This window comes from Dactylosporangium sucinum, assembly GCF_014647515.1.
In the GTDB taxonomy this organism is placed as follows: Bacteria; Actinomycetota; Actinomycetes; order Mycobacteriales; family Micromonosporaceae; genus Dactylosporangium; species Dactylosporangium sucinum.
Window position 1 is genome coordinate 1 of record NZ_BMPI01000066.1, and the last position, 17,112, is coordinate 17,112.

General features: G+C 71.9%; 14 protein-coding genes. 6 read left to right on the forward strand and 8 right to left on the reverse strand.

All coding sequences use genetic code 11. From position 1 onward, the window contains the following. Nucleotides 1-322 (forward strand): pectate lyase (locus IEZ31_RS43880; protein ID WP_190256072.1); only part of this gene is annotated, 322 nt, incomplete at its 5' end. A gap of 90 nt (nucleotides 323-412) precedes the next feature. On the opposite strand, the gene IEZ31_RS43885 is transcribed toward IEZ31_RS43880, so the two are convergent. After that, nucleotides 413-1,618, reverse strand: coding sequence for a nuclear transport factor 2 family protein (locus IEZ31_RS43885; RefSeq protein ID WP_373294787.1), 1,206 nt, complete (start codon nucleotides 1,616-1,618; stop codon nucleotides 413-415). 59 nt (nucleotides 1,619-1,677) lie between these two features. On the opposite strand from IEZ31_RS43885, the gene IEZ31_RS43890 reads away from it, so the two are divergent. Next, nucleotides 1,678-2,574 (forward strand): LysR family transcriptional regulator, encoded by an 897-nt coding sequence (locus tag IEZ31_RS43890; RefSeq protein ID WP_190256074.1) that lies wholly within the window; start codon nucleotides 1,678-1,680, stop codon nucleotides 2,572-2,574. A gap of 19 nt (nucleotides 2,575-2,593) precedes the next feature. Here the strand turns inward: IEZ31_RS43890 and IEZ31_RS43895 are convergent, their stop codons facing one another. From IEZ31_RS43895 to IEZ31_RS43910, 4 genes are all read right to left on the reverse strand, one after another. Next, the gene (locus IEZ31_RS43895) at nucleotides 2,594-3,616 is read right to left on the reverse strand and encodes a UDP-N-acetylmuramate dehydrogenase (protein WP_190256075.1); all 1,023 of its coding nucleotides are present in this window, start codon (nucleotides 3,614-3,616) and stop codon (nucleotides 2,594-2,596) included. A gap of 92 nt (nucleotides 3,617-3,708) precedes the next feature. Continuing rightward, nucleotides 3,709-4,611 carry a carbohydrate ABC transporter permease gene (locus IEZ31_RS43900; protein WP_190256076.1) on the reverse strand — a complete coding sequence of 301 codons (903 nt, stop codon included), beginning with the start codon at nucleotides 4,609-4,611 and terminating at the stop codon, nucleotides 3,709-3,711. An 85-nt stretch (nucleotides 4,612-4,696) separates the two neighbouring features. Next, nucleotides 4,697-5,524 carry a carbohydrate ABC transporter permease gene (locus IEZ31_RS43905; RefSeq protein ID WP_190256121.1) on the reverse strand — a complete coding sequence of 276 codons (828 nt, stop codon included), beginning with the start codon at nucleotides 5,522-5,524 and terminating at the stop codon, nucleotides 4,697-4,699. A 222-nt stretch (nucleotides 5,525-5,746) separates the two neighbouring features. Then, a complete protein-coding gene (locus IEZ31_RS43910; RefSeq protein ID WP_190256077.1) occupies nucleotides 5,747-7,018 on the reverse strand; it encodes an ABC transporter substrate-binding protein in 1,272 nt (423 codons plus the stop codon). Between the two features lie 271 nt (nucleotides 7,019-7,289). On the opposite strand from IEZ31_RS43910, the gene IEZ31_RS43915 reads away from it, so the two are divergent. Both IEZ31_RS43915 and IEZ31_RS43920 read left to right on the forward strand, forming a co-directional pair. After that, nucleotides 7,290-8,492, forward strand: a complete 1,203-nt coding sequence (locus IEZ31_RS43915; protein WP_190256078.1) for an ROK family transcriptional regulator — start codon at nucleotides 7,290-7,292, stop codon at nucleotides 8,490-8,492. 14 nt (nucleotides 8,493-8,506) lie between these two features. After that, entirely contained in the window at nucleotides 8,507-8,896 is a 390-nt protein-coding gene (locus IEZ31_RS43920) for a hypothetical protein (RefSeq protein WP_190256079.1), read from the forward strand. 23 nt (nucleotides 8,897-8,919) lie between these two features. Here the strand turns inward: IEZ31_RS43920 and IEZ31_RS43925 are convergent, their stop codons facing one another. The 3 genes from IEZ31_RS43925 to IEZ31_RS43935 form a co-directional block, all read right to left on the reverse strand. Continuing rightward, nucleotides 8,920-9,657, reverse strand: a complete 738-nt coding sequence (locus IEZ31_RS43925) for a VOC family protein (protein WP_190256080.1) — start codon at nucleotides 9,655-9,657, stop codon at nucleotides 8,920-8,922. Between the two features lie 160 nt (nucleotides 9,658-9,817). Beyond that, the gene (locus IEZ31_RS43930) at nucleotides 9,818-10,012 is read right to left on the reverse strand and encodes a hypothetical protein (RefSeq protein ID WP_190256081.1); all 195 of its coding nucleotides are present in this window, start codon (nucleotides 10,010-10,012) and stop codon (nucleotides 9,818-9,820) included. Nucleotides 10,013-10,452: 440 nt separating this feature from the next. Continuing rightward, nucleotides 10,453-14,085, reverse strand: coding sequence for a choice-of-anchor D domain-containing protein (locus IEZ31_RS43935; RefSeq protein ID WP_190256082.1), 3,633 nt, complete (start codon nucleotides 14,083-14,085; stop codon nucleotides 10,453-10,455). Nucleotides 14,086-14,325: 240 nt separating this feature from the next. Here IEZ31_RS43935 and IEZ31_RS43940 point away from each other — a divergent pair, with 240 nt between their 5' ends. After that, nucleotides 14,326-14,574, forward strand: a complete 249-nt coding sequence (locus IEZ31_RS43940; RefSeq protein WP_190256083.1) for a hypothetical protein — start codon at nucleotides 14,326-14,328, stop codon at nucleotides 14,572-14,574. Between the two features lie 124 nt (nucleotides 14,575-14,698). Next, nucleotides 14,699-17,095 carry an ABC transporter permease gene (locus IEZ31_RS43945; RefSeq protein WP_190256084.1) on the forward strand — a complete coding sequence of 799 codons (2,397 nt, stop codon included), beginning with the start codon at nucleotides 14,699-14,701 and terminating at the stop codon, nucleotides 17,093-17,095. Nucleotides 17,096-17,112 lie beyond the last annotated feature (17 nt).

Genomic DNA, 17,112 nt, shown 5'->3' on the forward strand with positions numbered 1-17,112 from the left:
CGTGAACATCTCCGGCTTCTCCGTGGAGAACGCCGGCAAGTTGTACCGCGCCTGCGGCAACTGCACCAACTCGTTCCAGCGCCACGTCGTGGTGAGCAACATCCGCGCCACGTCGACGAAGGTGATCGCCGGCATCAACACGAACTGGGGCGACACCGCCCGGTTCTCGAACATCACGATCGTGGGCGACTCGTCGCACAAGACGATCATCTGCGACAAGTACAAGGGCGTGCCGAAGGGCAGCGAGCCGAGCCACATCGGCTCCGGCCCGGACAGCACGAACTGCCTCTACAACCCGGACACCGACATCCACTGGGTGTAGTCCGCACGACGTCGGCCGGTCCGTCACCACCTCGCCGGTGGCGGCCCGGCCGACTTCATGCTCCGAGGCCCACCGCCGCGAGCCGCCGGCTCAGGAGTGCCGGTGGTAGGCCTTGTTGGCGATGCGCCAGCCGTCGTCGACGTGGACCAGCAGGAAGATGTCGGTGAAGGTGTCCGCGCCGTGCCAGAGCGTCATGGTCGCGGTGGCGACGGTGCCGTGGACGTCGACGGAGTCGATGCGGCGGTGTCGGGTCGGTTCGTCCGGGGCCGGGTGGCCGTGGAAGAGCGCGCAGTAGTCGTCCAGGCGCCACGAGACGAATGCGCCGTCCCGGAGCCCCTCGATGTGGGCGGTGGGCAGGAACGCGTCGCGGAAGTGGGCGGGGTCGCCGGTGGCGTGCCCGCGGATGTAGGTGCGGAGCGGTTCGAACACGGCGCCACCTACGGCCGGGACCGTGGCGGCGACGGCGATGTCGGCCTCGGGGCCGGCCGGGGTGTCGGCCAGGGTGTCCGCCAGGTCGGCTGCGCTGCGCAGGGGGCTGTTCGACGCGGCGGCCAGCAGTGCCATGTCCTTGGCCAGCGCACCGATCGTGAACTCGGCCCTGGCCGCGGCCCGCTGACCGGCGAGGAAGGACCGCTTGCGGGCGACGAGCCCGCCGAGCTGGCCCAGTTCGAGGACGTCCAGCACCTGGGCACGGGGCAGGCCCAGGGCGTCGGCTTGCCGCAGCGCGTCGCGCAGCGCAAGGACGGCGCCGGCGAGGCTGCTGTTGGCGATCAGCTTGAGCGCGGCGGCGGTGGCCGCGTCGTCGACGCGCCGCACGGTGCCGAGCGCTTCCAGAACCGGCCGGACCCGGTCGAGCGTGTCCTGGTCGGCGGCGGCGAGCACCTGAAGGTCACCGGCGGCGGCGGCCGGCACGGAGCCGAGCACGGGCGCGTGGACGTACGACGGGCCGAGCTGCCGGGCCAGGCTCGACGCATCGGCGGGGGCGATGGTGCTGGTGTTCAGCACGATCGCGTCCGTTCGCAGCGAGTCGCGGACCCGGTCGACGACCTGCCGGCAGGCCTGCCCGTCGAACAACGCCAGGACCATGACGTCGGCCTTCGCCACGGCGTCGTTCGGATCGGCGGTCGTCTCGACAGCGTCGGCCGTGCGCCCGGAGCGCGTCCAACCGACGACGTCCCAGCCGCGGTCGGCGAGTCGTGTCGCGATCGCGGCGCCCATGCGGCCCAAGCCGAGGACGGCGATCGTGTGCGGTGCGGTCATGCGTCCCAGCCTGGGGCATCGCGACAGTTGCGACAAGCGCAGATCTCGCAGGGCAGCCCTGCGGAGAACGCATGCCGGCCAGGCATACTTGCGCCATGGATCTGACCGTGTGGCGGACGTTCGTGACGGTGTGCCGGCTCGGGTCGCTGGCGGCGGCCGCCGCCGAGCTCGGTCACACCCAGTCGGCCGTCTCCCGGCAGATCGCCGGGCTGGAGCGCCAGCTCGGCGTGCCGCTGGTGCAGCGGCACGCACGAGGCGTGCGTCCGACGCCGGCCGGCGAGGTGTTCCGTCACCACGCCCTGGCCGCGCTCAACGAGACCGACCGCGCCGTTCGCGCCGTGCGGGACGTTCGTGACGGGACGCTCGGCCGACCGCTGGCCGTCGGCGCGACGCCGTCGCTGGCCGCCGGGATCGTGCCCGCCGCGATCCGCCGCCTGCTGGACACGGCCGGACCCGTCCGGTGGAGCCTGCTGCCCGAGCTGAGCGCACAACTGCACGAGCGCGTGATCGCCGGCGACCTCGACATCGCTGTCGTCACCGACGCGCCGCCAGGGCTACCCAGCGACCCGCGTCTCGAACGACGATTCCTGGGGATGGACGAGATGGTCGTCGTGCTGCCCGTCGACCACCCGCGGGCCGGGCACGGCCCGGTGCGCATGCCGGCGCTGGCCGACGAGACCTGGGTCGAGGACAACGACGGCTCGGCGGCGCTGCTGCGCCAGCACGCCGCCCGCGCCGGAGTCACCGCCCGCATCGACCTCACCGCGGCCGACCTGCTCGGCAAGATCGCCCTGGTCGCGACCGGCCACGCCATCGCGCTGATACCCGGGGTGCTCACGTGCGCGCTGCGGGCCGACGTCACCACAGTGGCCCTCGTCGATCCCCCGACCCGCGGCATCTACACGATCACACCGCGTCGCGACCCACACCCATCCACGGCGGCCCTGCTCGACCACCTCACGACAGCCCTCGGCTCGGTCCGGGCACCCTGAGGACCGCCCGAGCACGCGCTCAGAACGAGCAGTTGACCAGGTCGCACTCGGGGGTGAGGCGCAGGCCGTACTCGGCCTCGACGCCGTCGGCGACGTGCGCCGCGAACCGGACCACGTCGGTCGCCGTGGCGCCGCCCCGGTTGGTGATCGCCAGGGTGTGCCGGCTCGACAGGGTCACCCGGCCGTTCCCCCACTCCCCGCCGTACCCCCGCGGAAAACCCGACGTCTGGATCAGCCAGGCCGCCGACAGCTTGGTGCCCTCGGGGTCGGGGTAGGCCGGGCCGCCGCGCTCGAAGACCTTCGCCGGCACGGTGTCCGCGGGCACGACCGGGTTGACGAAGAACGAGCCGACGCTCCAGGTGTCGTGGTCGGCCGGGTCGAGGACCATGCCGCGGCCGCGGCGGATCTGCAGCACCGCGTCGCGCACGTCGGCCGGCTTGGCCGTGCCGCCCTTCTCCAGGCCGAGCGCCTGGTAGAGCACCTCGTAGGTGAGCGGCAGGGACTGGTCGCTGCGGCGCAGCCGGTAGGTGACGTCGATGATCGCCCAGCGGTCGGTGTGCTTGAACACCGACTGCCGGTGCGGGCCGAACCCGCACCGCTGCACGCCCCACCGCTCGACCGCGCCGGTCTGCCGGTCGAAGACGGTGACCGACTCCAGGACCTCACCCGTGAGGTAGCCGTAGGCGCCGACGTTCTGCACCGGGGTGCCGCCGACCGTGCCGGGGATGCCGGACAGGGCCTCCAGGCCGGACAGGCCCTCGGCGACGGTGAGCTCGACGAGGCTGTCCCAGTCGACGCCGGCCGAGGCGGTGACGCGCTCGCCGTCGAGGTCGACCTCCGGTGAGGCCATCTTGATGACGGTGCCGTCGAATCCCTCGTCGCCGACCACCAGGTTCGAACCGCCGCCGATCACCAGCAGCGGCCGCCGCTCGTCGTGCGCGCGCAGCAGGTCGACGGCGTGGCCGGTGCTCTCGGTGATCTCGAGCCGGCCGATCGGGCCGCCGACGCGCATGGTGGTGAGCTCTGCGAATGTAACCGTCACGGTGTCCTTACCCAGCGTCGCGCCCTCGGGCGGGCGGTTCTCCGCTGGCAGCCTAACAGCGGCCCGCCGGGTGTCCGGCGGGCCGCTGTGGCTCAGCTCTTTACTGAACCGGCCATCAGTCCGCCGATGAACCAGCGGCCGAGCACGATGTACACCAGCAGGGTGGGCAGGGACGCGATGAGCGCGCCCGCCATCGAGGCGGCGTAGTCCGGCGACTGGGCGCCGGCCAGCGCGTTCAGGGCGATCGTCACCGGGCCGTTTCTCGTGTTCGACATGAAGATCGCGAACAGGTAGTCGTTCCAGGCCGAGGTGAACTGCCAGATGATCGTCACCACGAAGCCCGGGGCGGAGACCGGCAGGATCACCGACCGGAACGTCCGCAGCATGCCGGCGCCGTCGACCCGGCTCGCCTCGATGAGCTCGACCGGCACCGTCGTGGCGTAGTAGTTGCGGAAGATCAGCGTGCAGATCGGGATGCCGTACACGCAGTGCACGAAGATCAGCGTCGAGATGCCCGGCGGCAGGCCGATCTCGTGGACGATCTGGCGCAGCGGGATCATGACGGCCTGGTACGGGATGAACATGCCGAACAGGATCAGCGTGAACACCACGTCGGCACCCGGGAAGCGCCAGCGCGACAGCACGAAGCCGTTGGCCGCGCCGAGGACCGACGAGATCAGCGCCACCGGGATGGCCAGCTCGAACGTGCGGATGAACGACGGGCGCAGCGACGCCCACGCCTTCTCCCACGACGCGAAGGTCCACTCGGAGGGCAGGTTCCACTGCCCGTTGACGCCGATCTCCCGGCCGGACTTCAGGCTCGTGACGATGAGCACGTAGGCCGGCATCAGGATGATGATCAGGAAGAACAGCAGGAGGACGTACGTCACGACCCGCCCGAGCGGCGACCGGGCGTGGACCGAGCCGCGCGGCTTCTTGCGCGGCGCCGAGGCGTCGACCGCCTCCGGAGCCGGGCTGACGGTGCTCGCGGTCATGCCCCCTCCTCGCTTCGCTCGCCGGTTCCATGACCTTCACACTGAGCCGGCCGTTGACCGGCCCCTCCGCGACGCTCCGGACCGGTCATGAACGGCGCTCCACCCGGTTGTTGTAGATGAGGTACGGCACGATCACGATCGCCACCAGCACCAGCAGGATGATCGAGATTGCCGCCGCCTTGGCGTAGTCGCTGGTGAGCAGCGTCTGCCAGACGTAGACCGCGGGGACCTCGGTGATCCACTGGGCGCCGGACACCGACATGATCAGGTCGAACATCTTCATCGACATGTGGCCGAGGATGATGAGCGCGGACAGGGCGGTCGGCGTGAGCTGCGGGAACAGCACGTGCCGGTAGAGCTGCCAGCCGGTCGCCCCGTCGACGGCGGCGGCCTCGCGCAGCTCGGCCGGGATGCCCCGGAAGCCGGACAGGAACAGCGCCATCACGTAGCCCGAGAGCTGCCAGATCGCCGGCAGCGCCATCGCGGCCATGCCCCAGTCGGGGTCGGTCCACCAGGGGTTCTGCAGGAACCCGAGGTGCAGGTCGACGAAGATGCGGTTGAGGCCGCCGGCCGAGTCGTCGGTGCCGGAGTTCATCAGCCAGCGCCACACGACGCCGCTGGCGACGAAGGAGATGGCCATCGGGAACAGGTAGACGGCGCGGAAGAAGCCCTCGCCGCGCACGCCCCGCTCCATCAGGAAGGCCCACAGCAGGCCCATCGCCATCGTGCCGACCATGAACACGACGGTGAAGACGAGCAGGTTCTTCAGCGAGTGGACGAACCGGTCGTTGATGTCCTCGGTGAAGAGGTCGGTGAAGTTCTTGAGGCCGACGAAGCCCTTGTTGCCGAGGGCGTCGTGCTCGTCGCTGAAGCTGAGTTTCGCCGTCCAGCCGATCAGGCCGTACACGAAGATCGCCAGGAGCACGAGCGAGGGCGACAGCAGGATGAGGCCCGGGGCCCACCGGCGCAGCTTCGCGCGGGTCGCTCCGGGACTGCGGCGGGGTCGGGTCTGTTCAGTGGTGGTCGTCACCGCGGGTCCTCCGTCATGGGCGCACCGGAGCAGGCTGCTGCCCGCTCCGGTGCGTCCGTCGTACCGCTACTTGCCGGCGTACCGCTACTTGCCGGCGTACTGCTGCTACTTGCCGGCGTACTGCTTCGCCGCGGCGACGAGCGCGGTCTGCAGTGCGGCGACGTCACCGTCGCTGGAGAACTTGCCCTGCGCCGAGGCGACCGCACCCTGCCAGCCCTGCGAGCAGGCCGAGCCGTGCGGGCAGGACGGGACGGCGACGCCCTTGGACCAGTCGGCGATGGCCGCCTGCTGGTAGGCCGGGTAGTCACCGGCGACCGCGTCGGTGCGGGCCGGGATCGAGCCCTTCTTGGTGTTGAAGGCCTTCTGGCCGGCGGCGCTGCCCAGGGTCTTCAGCCAGCACTTGGTGCCCTCGGGGTTCTTGGCACCCTTCGGCAGCACGAACGAGTCGGCGAGCCACTGGTAGGCGTTGCCGTTGCCCGGGAAGACCGAGTAGCTGTAGTCCTTGAAGCCCTTGGCGTCGAGGTCGGCGGCCTCCCAGTCACCCATGAGCTGGTAGGCGGCCTTGCCGTCCATGACCATCTTCTCGGCGTCGGTCCAGTCGAAGGTGTCGCGGTCCTTGTTGGAGTACGACAGCAGCTTCTTGTAGTCCTCGATACCCTTGGTCACGTCGGCGCCGGCCCAGTCGGTCTTGCCGTTCCACAGGCCGGTGAACTTCTCGGCGCCGAGGTCGCTGATGAGCACGGCCTCGAACAGCATCTGCTGGGTCCAGTCCTTGCCCAGCGCGAGCGGGGCGGCGACGCCCTTCGCCTTGAGGGTGTCGAGCTGGGTGAAGAACTCGGCCAGGTCCTTCGGCGCGGCGGTGATGCCGGCGTCGGTGAGGACCTTCTTGTTCGCCCACAGCACGTTGGCGCGGTGGATGTTGGCCGGCACGGAGTAGATCTTGCCGTTGACGGTCAGGCTGTCGACGAGGCCCTTCGGGAAGGCGCTGTCGAGGCCCCACTCCTTGTACTGCGCGGAGAGATCCTCGATCTGGCCGGCCTTGATGTAGTCGGTCAGCTCGGCGCCGGCGTGTGCCTGGAACGTGTCCGGCGGGTCGTTCTGCTGCAGCCGGGAGGCCAGCACCTGCTTGGCGTTCGAACCGGCACCGCCGGCGACCGCGCCGTTGACGAACTCGTACTGCGAGCAGTCCGTCTTGAACTGCGTCACCAGGCCGTCGAGGCCGGCCTTCTCGCCGCCGTCGGCCCACCAGGTGAAGACCTCGACCTGCTTGCTGCCGGTGCCGCTGCTGCCGTTGCCGTCGTCGGCACCGCAGCCGCTGGCCACCAGGGCCAGCGCGACGCCGGCGGCGGCGAAGGCCGCGCGAGTGCTGAAGCGCATTCGTCCCTCCATCACGGGATGTTGCACGTTGCTCGGGGGTGTGTCACATGCTTGCGGTTGCGGAGTGTGGGTGTGTGCGAACGTGTTGAACCTTGCGGGATAGGTTTCCACCCGGGACCTTCGTCTCCGGGAGGGGTTCTGTCAACTCCTGGCATTCGAGTTGTGACATCCCTGCAATCTGGGGGGAGGTCGGCCAGACCGCGCGCCGCATGAGGGTACGGTTCGGTAAGACCTTGACATAACTGCCGGTGCGGTTGCAGGATTACGCGCCGTGGCGGCGGCGCATCCGACGGATCCCCGCGACCTGTGGCGCCGCGAGCTGGGCGGGACGGCCAGGAGGGTCGCCGAGACGCTGCGCCTGTACGGCCCCCGCACCCGGGCCGAGCTGGTCACGCTCAGCGGACTGTCCCGGCCGACGGTGTCGGCCGTGCTCACCGACCTCGGCGGCGCGGGCCTGGTCAGCGAGCGTACCGGCGCCGCGGCCCGGCCCGTGGGCGGGCGCCCCGCGTCGGTCGTCCAGCTGACCCGCCGGGCCGGCATCGCGGTCGGCGCCGACATCGGCCGCCGGCACGTGCGCGTCGCCCTCGCCGATCTCGGCCACGCGGTGCTCGCCGAGCGCGAGGCCCGCACCGACTTCGACATCGACGACCGTCCGCACGACGCGCTGGACCTCGCGGTCGGCCTCATCGACGCCGCCCTGGCCGACATCGGCGCCACCCGGGCCGAGGTCGTGGGGGTCGGCCTGGGCGTGCCGGCCCCGATCACCCGCGACCGGCGGATCGGCTCCCCGCCCATGCTGCCCGGCTGGGCCGACCTGCTGCCGGCCGAGGAGCTCACGGCGCGCCTCGACCTGCCGGTCCGCGTCGACAACGACGCCAACCTGGCAACCCTGGGCGAGTACGTCTGGGGCGCCGGCCGCGGCTGCACCGATCTGGTCTACGTCAAGCTCGCCACCGGCATCGGCGCCGGCATCGTCCTGGACGGCCGCCTCTACCGCGGCACCGCCGGCACCGCGGGCGAGCTCGGCCACGTGACCCTGGACGCCCGCGGCGCGGTGTGCCGGTGCGGCAACCGCGGCTGCGTCGAGCTGGCCGTCGGGGGCCGCGCGCTGCTGGCCAACGCCCGCCAGTCCCACCCGGAGCTGCACGACCTGGCCGGCCTGATCGAGTACGCCCAGTCCGGCGACCCCGGCTGCCGCCGGCTGATCATGGACGCGGGCACCCAGCTCGGGTACGCGCTGGGCAATCTGGTCAACCTCATCAACCCCCAGCGCGTCCTGCTCGGCGACGAGCTGGGCGCGGCGACCGAGCTCCTGCGCGAGCCCTTGCAGCGGGGCCTGGCGGAGACGGCCCTGGCCGCGGCCGCCGAGTCGGTCGAGGTGGTGCAGAGCGCCCTCTCGCTGCGCGCCGCCGCCCTGGGCGCGGTGGCGCTGGCCCTGGGGATCGACACGGTCCCCTTCGCGACGCCCGTGTAGGTAGATTGCCCTCCATGCGGGTGATGGCGGGACCGCCGGGCTTCGTCGAGCTCGCGGAGCATCCGGACGAGTCCGGCCGCTTCGGCTCGGCGGTCGTGCCCGCGGCGGCGCTGCCTGCACTCGTGGCCGTCGTCGAGGCTGCCTGCGCTGCGCCGGCCCGCCCGCCACCGGTCCGCGCGCGGTACGCCAGCCTGGCCGCACTGGTGGAGCACCTGGCCCCGTCGCCCGGCGGCCACGGCGACCTGGAGGATCGCCTGGCCCGCGCCTTCCGCGCTCGGGTGGCGTCGGGCGAGCTGGCCGACGGCCAGGCCCGGGGCGCCGCCCGCGACCGCGTGACGGCCTGGTTCACCGCGGCGGGCGTCGACCACGAACCGGCCGACTGGTTCTGGGTCAACAGCGACTGACACGTGAGCGGACGCAGTTTCGGTCAGCCCGGGGCGAGGAGGCAGAACTCGTTGCCTTCCGGGTCGGCGAGGACCATCCACGGGAGGTCGCTCCGGCCCAGGTCGACGGCGGTGGCGCCGAGCGTCCGCAGTCTGGCCGCCTCGGCCTCCGGGTCGTCGCCAGGGTATGGGCGAACGTCGAGATGGACGCGGTTCCACCCGGTCTTCACGTCGGGTGTGCGGAGGAACCGCAGATATGGGCCGACGCCCTTGGCGCAGCGCAGCACCGCGCTGTCGTCGGTCACCTCGTGCAGGGCCCAGTCCATGGCCTTGCCCCAGAAGCGGGCCATGGCTCGCGGATCCGCGCAGTCGACCACGACCGCGGCGATCGGTCCGGTGTCCCGGTGGAGCGGCCGGGGGTCCAGCACGCAGAACTCGTTGCCCTCCGGGTCGGCCAGGACCGTCCACGGGACGTCGCCCTGGCCGACGTCGGCGGGTGTCGCGCCGAGATCCTTCAGGCGCGTGACCACGTCCGCCTGATGGGCCGCCGAGGTGGTGGCGAGGTCGACGTGGACGCGGTTCTTCACCGTCTTGGGTTCGGCAGAGGCGACGAGGTCGAGGCAGACGGCGACGGGGTCGGGGTAGACGAAGCCCTCGGGTTCGAGGTTGGTCACGCCGGGTCCCTCGCTGGACACTCCCCAGCCGAGCACCTCCGCCCAGAACCCGCCCAGCGCGGCGTCGTCCCGAGCCTTCATGTTGATCTGCACAAGCCGCGTTGCCATGCCGACGAGGCTACGCGCCGTGCCCCGGCGCGGTCATGATCGCCCGGCTCGCGGCTGGTCTGCGGCGCGGTTCCCGCCCGGCCGCGGCCGGTTCGCGCTCGCCGTCGCCGGTTCGCGCTCGCCGTCGCCGGTTCGCGCCCGGCCGTGGCTGGTTCGCGGCCTAGTCTCGTGGCGGCCAGTTGAAGTAGTAGCTCAGCGCGAGCCCCACGGTCCCCAGCCCGGCGAGCAGCGCGGCGAACGCCGCGAACATCTCCATCGGACTGTCGAACGCCCCCGCGGCCCCGAGCACGAGCACGATGAGCAGCACGACGCCGAAGAACCACAGCAGAATCCGCGCCCGCTTCGGGATGACCATAAGGCGCACTGTATCCCCACGGGGCCCGGCAGCCTTCCCGCGACCGGCCACCTGCGGCCGGCCCCCGACCGCCGGGCGACGTGTCCCGCACATGATCACGGACGTTTTTGGTTCGCATTCGGTACAGAAACGTCCGTGATCATGCAGGCCTCGCAGCTGGACCGGCCGTGACCAGCCTGCGCGCATGGCCGGCCGGTGGCGGCTCAGCTACGACTCCGAGGGCGGGCGCCGTCGAACCATGCGCGGCCGACGTCGGAACGGCGGGCGCCGCCATCGAGGCGATGCGAGCGGCCGGCTGCGCGCCACCGGACCATGTGGCGGGACTTGCGCGCGGGGGCCTGGGCGGCCGCCGGCTTGGCGATGCCCCGCGCCGGGCCCGGCACGACGAAGGCTGCCGGATCCGCTGGGGACCCGGCAGCCGTTCGCGTCGGTCGTGGGAGTTACGAGGTCCAGACCTGGAGGGTGGAGAGCTGGCCGGCCGGCCAGCCGGTGTTCGACGTGAACTGCAGGCGGAAGTACCGCTGCGTCGTCGCCCCGAACGTGATGGTGACGGTGTTGTTGGCGCCCGGGTCGAAGACGTAGTCGGCCGGGGCCTTCACCTGGGTCCACGACGAGCCGCTGGTGCTGCCGAGGACCTCGATGCGCTGGGTGCGGGTGCCCCAGCCGGCCGGCAGCTGCAGCACCATGCGCGACGCCGACTGGGCGCTGCCCAGGTCGACCTGCACCCACTGCGGGAACGCGTTGTTGGCGCTCTCCCAGTAGCTGCCCTGGTCGCCGTCGGTGATGTTGGCCGAGGTGTACACCTGCACGTGGCTCGACTCCGCCGTCGGCCGGCCCGCGGCCAGGTTCACCGGCGCCGTGCTGCCGCCGGCGCCGGTGAGCGACACCGTCGTCGGGCTGTTCGAGGCGTTGCTGGTGATGGTGAGCGTGCCGGTGCGAGTGCCCGTCGCGGTGGGCCGGAAGCTCACGTTGACGACGCAGGACGCCCCGACCGCGATCGAGCCGCAGTTGTTCGTCTGCGTGTAGTCACCGCTCACCGAGACACCGGAGACCGTCGCCGCCGCGGTGCCCGAGTTGGTCACCGTCACCGCCTGCGCGGCGCTGGTGCTGCCGACCGCCTGCGACCCGAACGTCAGCGAGCTGGGCATCGTGCTCAGCGTCGGCGCGTTCGGCGACGTGCCGCCGGACGGGTACACCTCGAACTCGGCCACCTGCCCCGCCGGCCAGCCGGTGTTCGCCGTGATGTTCACCCGGACATACCGCGTGTTCGTCGCCGGCAGCGTGATGTCCACCGTGTTGCCGGTCGCCGGGTCGAACGTCCGCCCGGCCGGCGCCACGATCTGGTTGAAGCTGTTGCCGTCGTTGGACCCCAGCACCGACAGCGTCTGCGTGCGGGTCGCCCAGGCGGCGGGCGGCGGCAGCTTCAGCGTGACCCGGCCGATGCTGGTCACCGCGCCGAGGTCGACCTGCACCCACTGCGGGAAGGCGTTGTTGGCGCTCTCCCAGTAGGTGGCGGTGTTGCCGTCGGTCGCCGTGCTCGCCGCCTGCGTGCCGTTGACCTGGCTGGAGGCGACGGTCGGCTTGTTCAGCGCGATGTTGGTGTTCGTGCCGATGCCGCTGCCCGACAGGGCGATCGACAGCGGGTTGTTGTTCGCGTTGCTGGTGACGGTGACCGTGCCGCTGCGCGCGCCGGACGCCGTCGGGGCGAACCGGACCGTGACCGTGCAGGAGGCGCCGACCGCCAGCGACGAGCAGGTGTTGGTCTGGCTGAAGTCACCGCTCGCCGAGACGCCGGAGACGGTCGCCGCGGCGGTGCCCGAGTTCGTCACGGTCACCGTCTGGGTGGCCGACTGCGCGCCGACGACGGTCGCCGGGAACGTCAGCGCCTGCGGGTTGGCGCTCAGCACCGGGCCGGGCGCGACACCGGTGCCCGACAGCGGCACCGTGCTGGTGACCCCGCCGACGGTGACGCTGAGCGTGCCGGTGCGGTCCCCGGCCGCCGTGGGCCGGAACGTGACGCTCACCGTGCAGGAGGCGCCGGCGGCGAGGCTGCTGCCGCAGGTGGTGGTCTGCGCGAAGTCGCCGCTGGCCGCGATCGTGCCGACGGCCGCCGAGGCGGTGCCGCCGTTGGTGACAGTGACCGTCTGCGCCGCGCTGGTGGCGCCGGTGGCGACGCTGCCGAAGCCGAGGGCGCTGGGGCTGACGGTGATGTTCGAGCCGTTGTCCGGCAGGTACGGCGGGAACGCCGGGTTGGTGATGTTCTGGCACGCCGAGCCGCTGAGGCCGGAGTTGCCACCGCCGTCGGTCAGGGTGAAACCGACGCCGCAGTTGTAGATGGCCGCCGGCGCCCCGACGCCGGTCGCCGAGCTGTTGCTGATCGTGGCCGAGCCGCCGACCTGCTCCTGGATCGCCCACGTGCCGGTGTTCTGGATCGTGGCGTTGTTGATCCGCACGTTGCTGATGCTCGATCCGGAGACGAACTGGATCGCCTCGAACGGGCTCTGCTGGATCAGGATGTTGTCGACGTTGACCTGACCCGACATGGCGGCGTCACGGGCGTCGAACCACAGCGCGCCGACCCCGAAGTTCCAGTTGGGGTCGAGGCTGCCGGAGCGGATGATCGTGTTGCGCAGCACGTCGGTGCGCCCGAGCGGGGTCGAGTTGAACCGCTGCCCCACGTGGATGCCGCCGCCCTGCGACAGGCCGGCGTCGATCACCCGGTTGTCGGCGACGACGTTGTCGTGGCCGCCGTAGATCGCGATGCCGTTGGCCAGGATCGGATACTGCACCGTGTTGTGGTCGAACGAGTTGTTCGCGTCGGCGTTGACCTCGGCCCACATCGCCAGGCCGTCGTCGCCGGCGTTGCGCACGTCGGAGTTCGTCACCTTGGAGTTGGTGACCCCGTTGTGGAAGTTGATCGCGTCGGCGGTGAAGTTGCGCAGCCGCATCTGGTTGAACACCAGGTTGGTGAACGGCCCGTCCATCCAGGCGCCGACCTTGGTGTGCTCGATCCAGACCCGGTCGACGGTGGAGTTGCTCATCGCGCCGCCGATGCCGTTGACCTGGTCGCCGTCGTTGCGCTCCTGGACGTTGCCGAAGATGGCGAAGTCGGCGAGGTGCACGTTGGCGCTCGGTGTCGGCGGGTAGTTGCCGTAGAACCCGATCCGGTCGCCCTGGGTGCGCGAGTGCCACATGCCGGCACCCTTGATGGTGACGTTGTTGACCGCGATGTGGCCCTGGATCTTGAACGTGCCCGGCGGGATCCAGACCGTGCCGCCCGCGCCGGCCGCGGCGATCGCCTGGTTCATCGCCGAGGTGGAGTCCTGCACGCCGGTCGGGTCGGCGCCGCGGCTGGTGATCGAGACCGAGCCGGCCGGCTGGGAGAGCGGCCCGCTCACGTTCTCGAAGTCGGCGAAGTCGATCGTGTAGGACGAGGCGGTCGAGTCGGCGTCGACCTGCAGCCGGAACTTCGTGCCGGCCGGGTAGGTCTGGGTGAAGAGCCGGTTGACGTCGTCGTAGAAGTGGTGGGCGTTGCTGCCCGGCGAGTTGGTGAACGGATATCCGCCGTAATACCAGCTGTAGGCGTTGGTCAGGGTGAAGTTGGTCTGGCGGGTGCCGTTGATGTACAGCGAGATCGGCGCCGTGTAGACCGAGCCGTTGCCGGAGTCGGGGATGCTGTAGCGGAAGACGATCGAGTTCGTCGTCACGGGCGTGGTGAACTCGACGAACTTCCCCTGGCCCTGCAGGGTCACCGCCTTGCGGTACGACGCCTCGGCCGCGAGGGTGTTGTACTGCGCGGACGGGCCGATGACGGTGCCGTTGGTGGTCGAGTTCTCGGCCTGGACCTGGACGTAGGGCAGCGTCGCCCCGACGCCGCCGGTGGCGGCCGCCAATGCCGGGGTGACGGCGGCGACGACCACGCCGGCGGCGGCCAGCGTGGTGCCGGCGACCAGCGCGGCGGTGCGGGCGCGCGGCCGCAGGACGCGGGCGTGCCGTCCTGCCGCGACCGGAGCGGTTGACCGCTCGGTCGGGTCCGGGGCGGTGGTCCGCCCGCTTCGGGTGAGCCTGAGCATGGTTGCTCGCTTTCGACGAGTCGACAGGGTCGCCCGCGGCCCCCGTGTCGGCGGTCGGGACGGGGTCCGGGGCCTGACCCGGTCAGGCAGGGGGTGAAGGCGTTCGGTCGATGCACCGGTTGGCGGAGGCGGTGCATCTGGGACGGTAACCCCGGCCCTGGGCGTGCGCAATATCTAGACACATCTTTGTTGACTTCTTACGACGCTTCTAAGATTTCTTACACGGACTAGGGTCGTTCCATGAGACTCGTGCCGGTGGTCGACATGTCGACCTCGCAGCCGACCTACCTCAACCTGGCCCACGCCACCCTGGTCGCGCCGATCCACCTGGACACCCGCGCCCGCACGTTCCGCAAGGACCAGCAGACGTGGGCGGTGACCTTCGTGGTCAACGTGGGCGGCTCGGCGACGGTCTTCGCGACCCGCCGCTCGTTCGCGAGCGAGCAGGAGGCGGGCGAGTGGATCGCGTCCGTGGCGGACCTGATCTGAGGTTGTCATGGCGCCGACCGTAGGCCCGGGGTACGACAATTTCCGGGCGGCCGCCGGCCTCATACCTGAGTAGTACGGCTCTGCTCCGACGCGGAACGGCCCGCCGCTCGCCTAGCGTCGAGCCGTGCTGCGAATCGCCCTCTCCTCGCTGCGGCCGCGGCGGCTGGTGCCGACCGCGATCGCGATCGTGCTGTCGGTCGCGTTCGTCGCCGGCGTCCTCGTCTACCGGGATACCGCCTCGGCCGCGCTGTATGACGAGTACGCGCGAGGGGCCCGCAACGTCGGCGTCGCGGTGACGGCCCGCGGCGACACGCGCCTGCCGTTGTCCACTGTGGACGCGGTCCGGAACACGCCCGGCGTGGCCGACGTCGACGGGCGGATGGCCGCGCCGCTGCCGCTGCTCGACCGGCACGGCAAGCCGGTCACGACGTTCGGGGAGCCGCCGGCCGCGGTCGACACCGGCTCGGTGCCGGCCCTGCGCGGGTTCGACCTGCGGAGCGGACGGCTGCCGGAGGGAGGCGGTGAGGCGGCGCTCGACAGCGGTACCGTCGAATCCACCGGCATCACCGTGGGAGACACCGCGGTCGTCGTCGACGCCGGCGGCGCACGGCAGGAGCTGCGGGTCGTCGGCGTGGTGGCGAGTGCCGGCGGCGCGCCGACCGTCGTGCTCACGCAGGCGGAGGTGGTGCGGCTGACCGGCGCAAACGGCTACCGGGAGGTCGTCGCGACGCTGCGGCCCGGCGCCGACGCGGGCGAGGTGCGCGACCGCATCGCCGCCGCCGGCCCGGCGCAGGCCCGGTTCCGCACCGGCGACGCGCTGCGGCGCGACCTCGCCCGGGCCGCGTCCGGACAGCTGAACGGGGTGTTCGTCGGCCTCGTGCTGTTCGCGGCCGTCGCCGTACTGGTCGCCGGGTTCGTCATCTTCAACACCTTCAACATCCTGATGGCGCAACGGATCCGCGAGACCGCGCTGCTGCGCTGCGTCGGCACCCGGCGCGGCCAGGTGATCCGGCTGGTGCTGCTGGAGTCGGCCGCGGTCGGGCTCGCCGCGTCGCTCGCCGGGGCGGTGGCCGGGCTCGGGGTGGCGGCCGGGCTGACGCGCGGCGGCACGTTGCTCGGGCTGCCGGGCGGGCGGCCGGTGCTGAGCGCGGCGCCGGTGCTCGTCGCGGTCGGGCTGGGTCTGCTGGTGACGGTCGGGTCGGCGGCGATCCCGGCGGTGCGGGCCGGGCGGGTGCCGCCGGTCGCAGCGCTGCGCATCACCGGGGAGGAGCCGCGGCGGCGGTGGACGTTCGTGCTCGCCGGGCTCGCCCTGGCCGGCGGGGCCGCGCTGACCGTCGCCGGGCTGCGGGCGGGCGGCGCGGAGGAGGGCATGGTGCTGGTCATGGCCGGCGGCACCGGCACGTTCCTGGCGCTGCTCCTGTTGTCGCCGCTGCTGGTGGGCCGGCTGGTGGCGGCGCTCGGCTGGCTGCCCGGCCGGGTGTTCGGCGTGCCGGCCCGGCTCGCGGCCGCGAATGCCAGGCGCAATCCGGAACGGACCGCGGCGACGACGGCGACGCTCGTGATCGGGGTTGCGCTGATGGCCGGCGGCAGCACGATCGCGGCGACCGTGGACCGGACGGCGACGGCCCAGCTGGATCGGGCGTTCCCGGTCGACTACCTCGTCGTGCCGGCGGTCAACGGCACCACGATCCCGCCTTCCGTGACGGCGTCGCTGAGCGGGGATCCGGCGTTCGCGTCGGTGGAGGCGGTGCGGCAGGCGGAGGCCGTGGTCGACGGGAGATCGATCCTTGTCGGCACCGGTGGCGTCGCCGACGGCACCGCCCGGGTGCCCGCCGCCTCCGACGTGCTCGGGCGCGCCCGGCCGGGCGACCGGCTGACCGTGCGGGCCGGCGAGCGAGCGCTCGCCGTCACCGTGGCGGCCACGGTGCAGGGGCCCAGCCTGACCGGCGATCTCGTCGTCAGTGCGGGGGACTTCGCGTCGCTCTTCCCCGGCGGTACCGCTGCATCCATGATCCTCGTCCGGGCAACGCCGGGCGCACCCGCGCGCGAGCGGCTCGACGCGGCGCTGGCCGGCGCTCCGCTGGTGCGCTACGACGACCTCGCCGACGTGCGGGACGACCGGAAGGCGGCGGTAGACCAGCTGGTGGGGATCATCGCCGTACTGCTGGCGTGTGCGCTGCTCATCGCCCTCGTCGGGATCGCGAACACGTTGTCACTGTCCGTGCTGGAGCGCTCACGGGAGTCGGCGTTGCTGCGGGCGCTCGGCCTGACCCGCCGGCAGCTCGCCGCGACGCTGCTGGTGGAGGCCCTGCTCATGGCGACCGCGGGGGCGCTGGTCGGGGTGGCGTTCGGCGTGCTGTACGGCTGGCTGACCACGCTGGCCGGGTTCGGGGCGGTCGACCCGCTGGTGACGGTGCCGGTGGGGCGGCTGGGGCTGTTCGTGCTGCTGGCGGCGCTCGCGGGGGTTGCGGCGGCGGTGCTGCCGGCCCGGCGGGCGGCGTTGTCGGCGGTTTTGTCGTAGGGGCGACCTATGGTGGG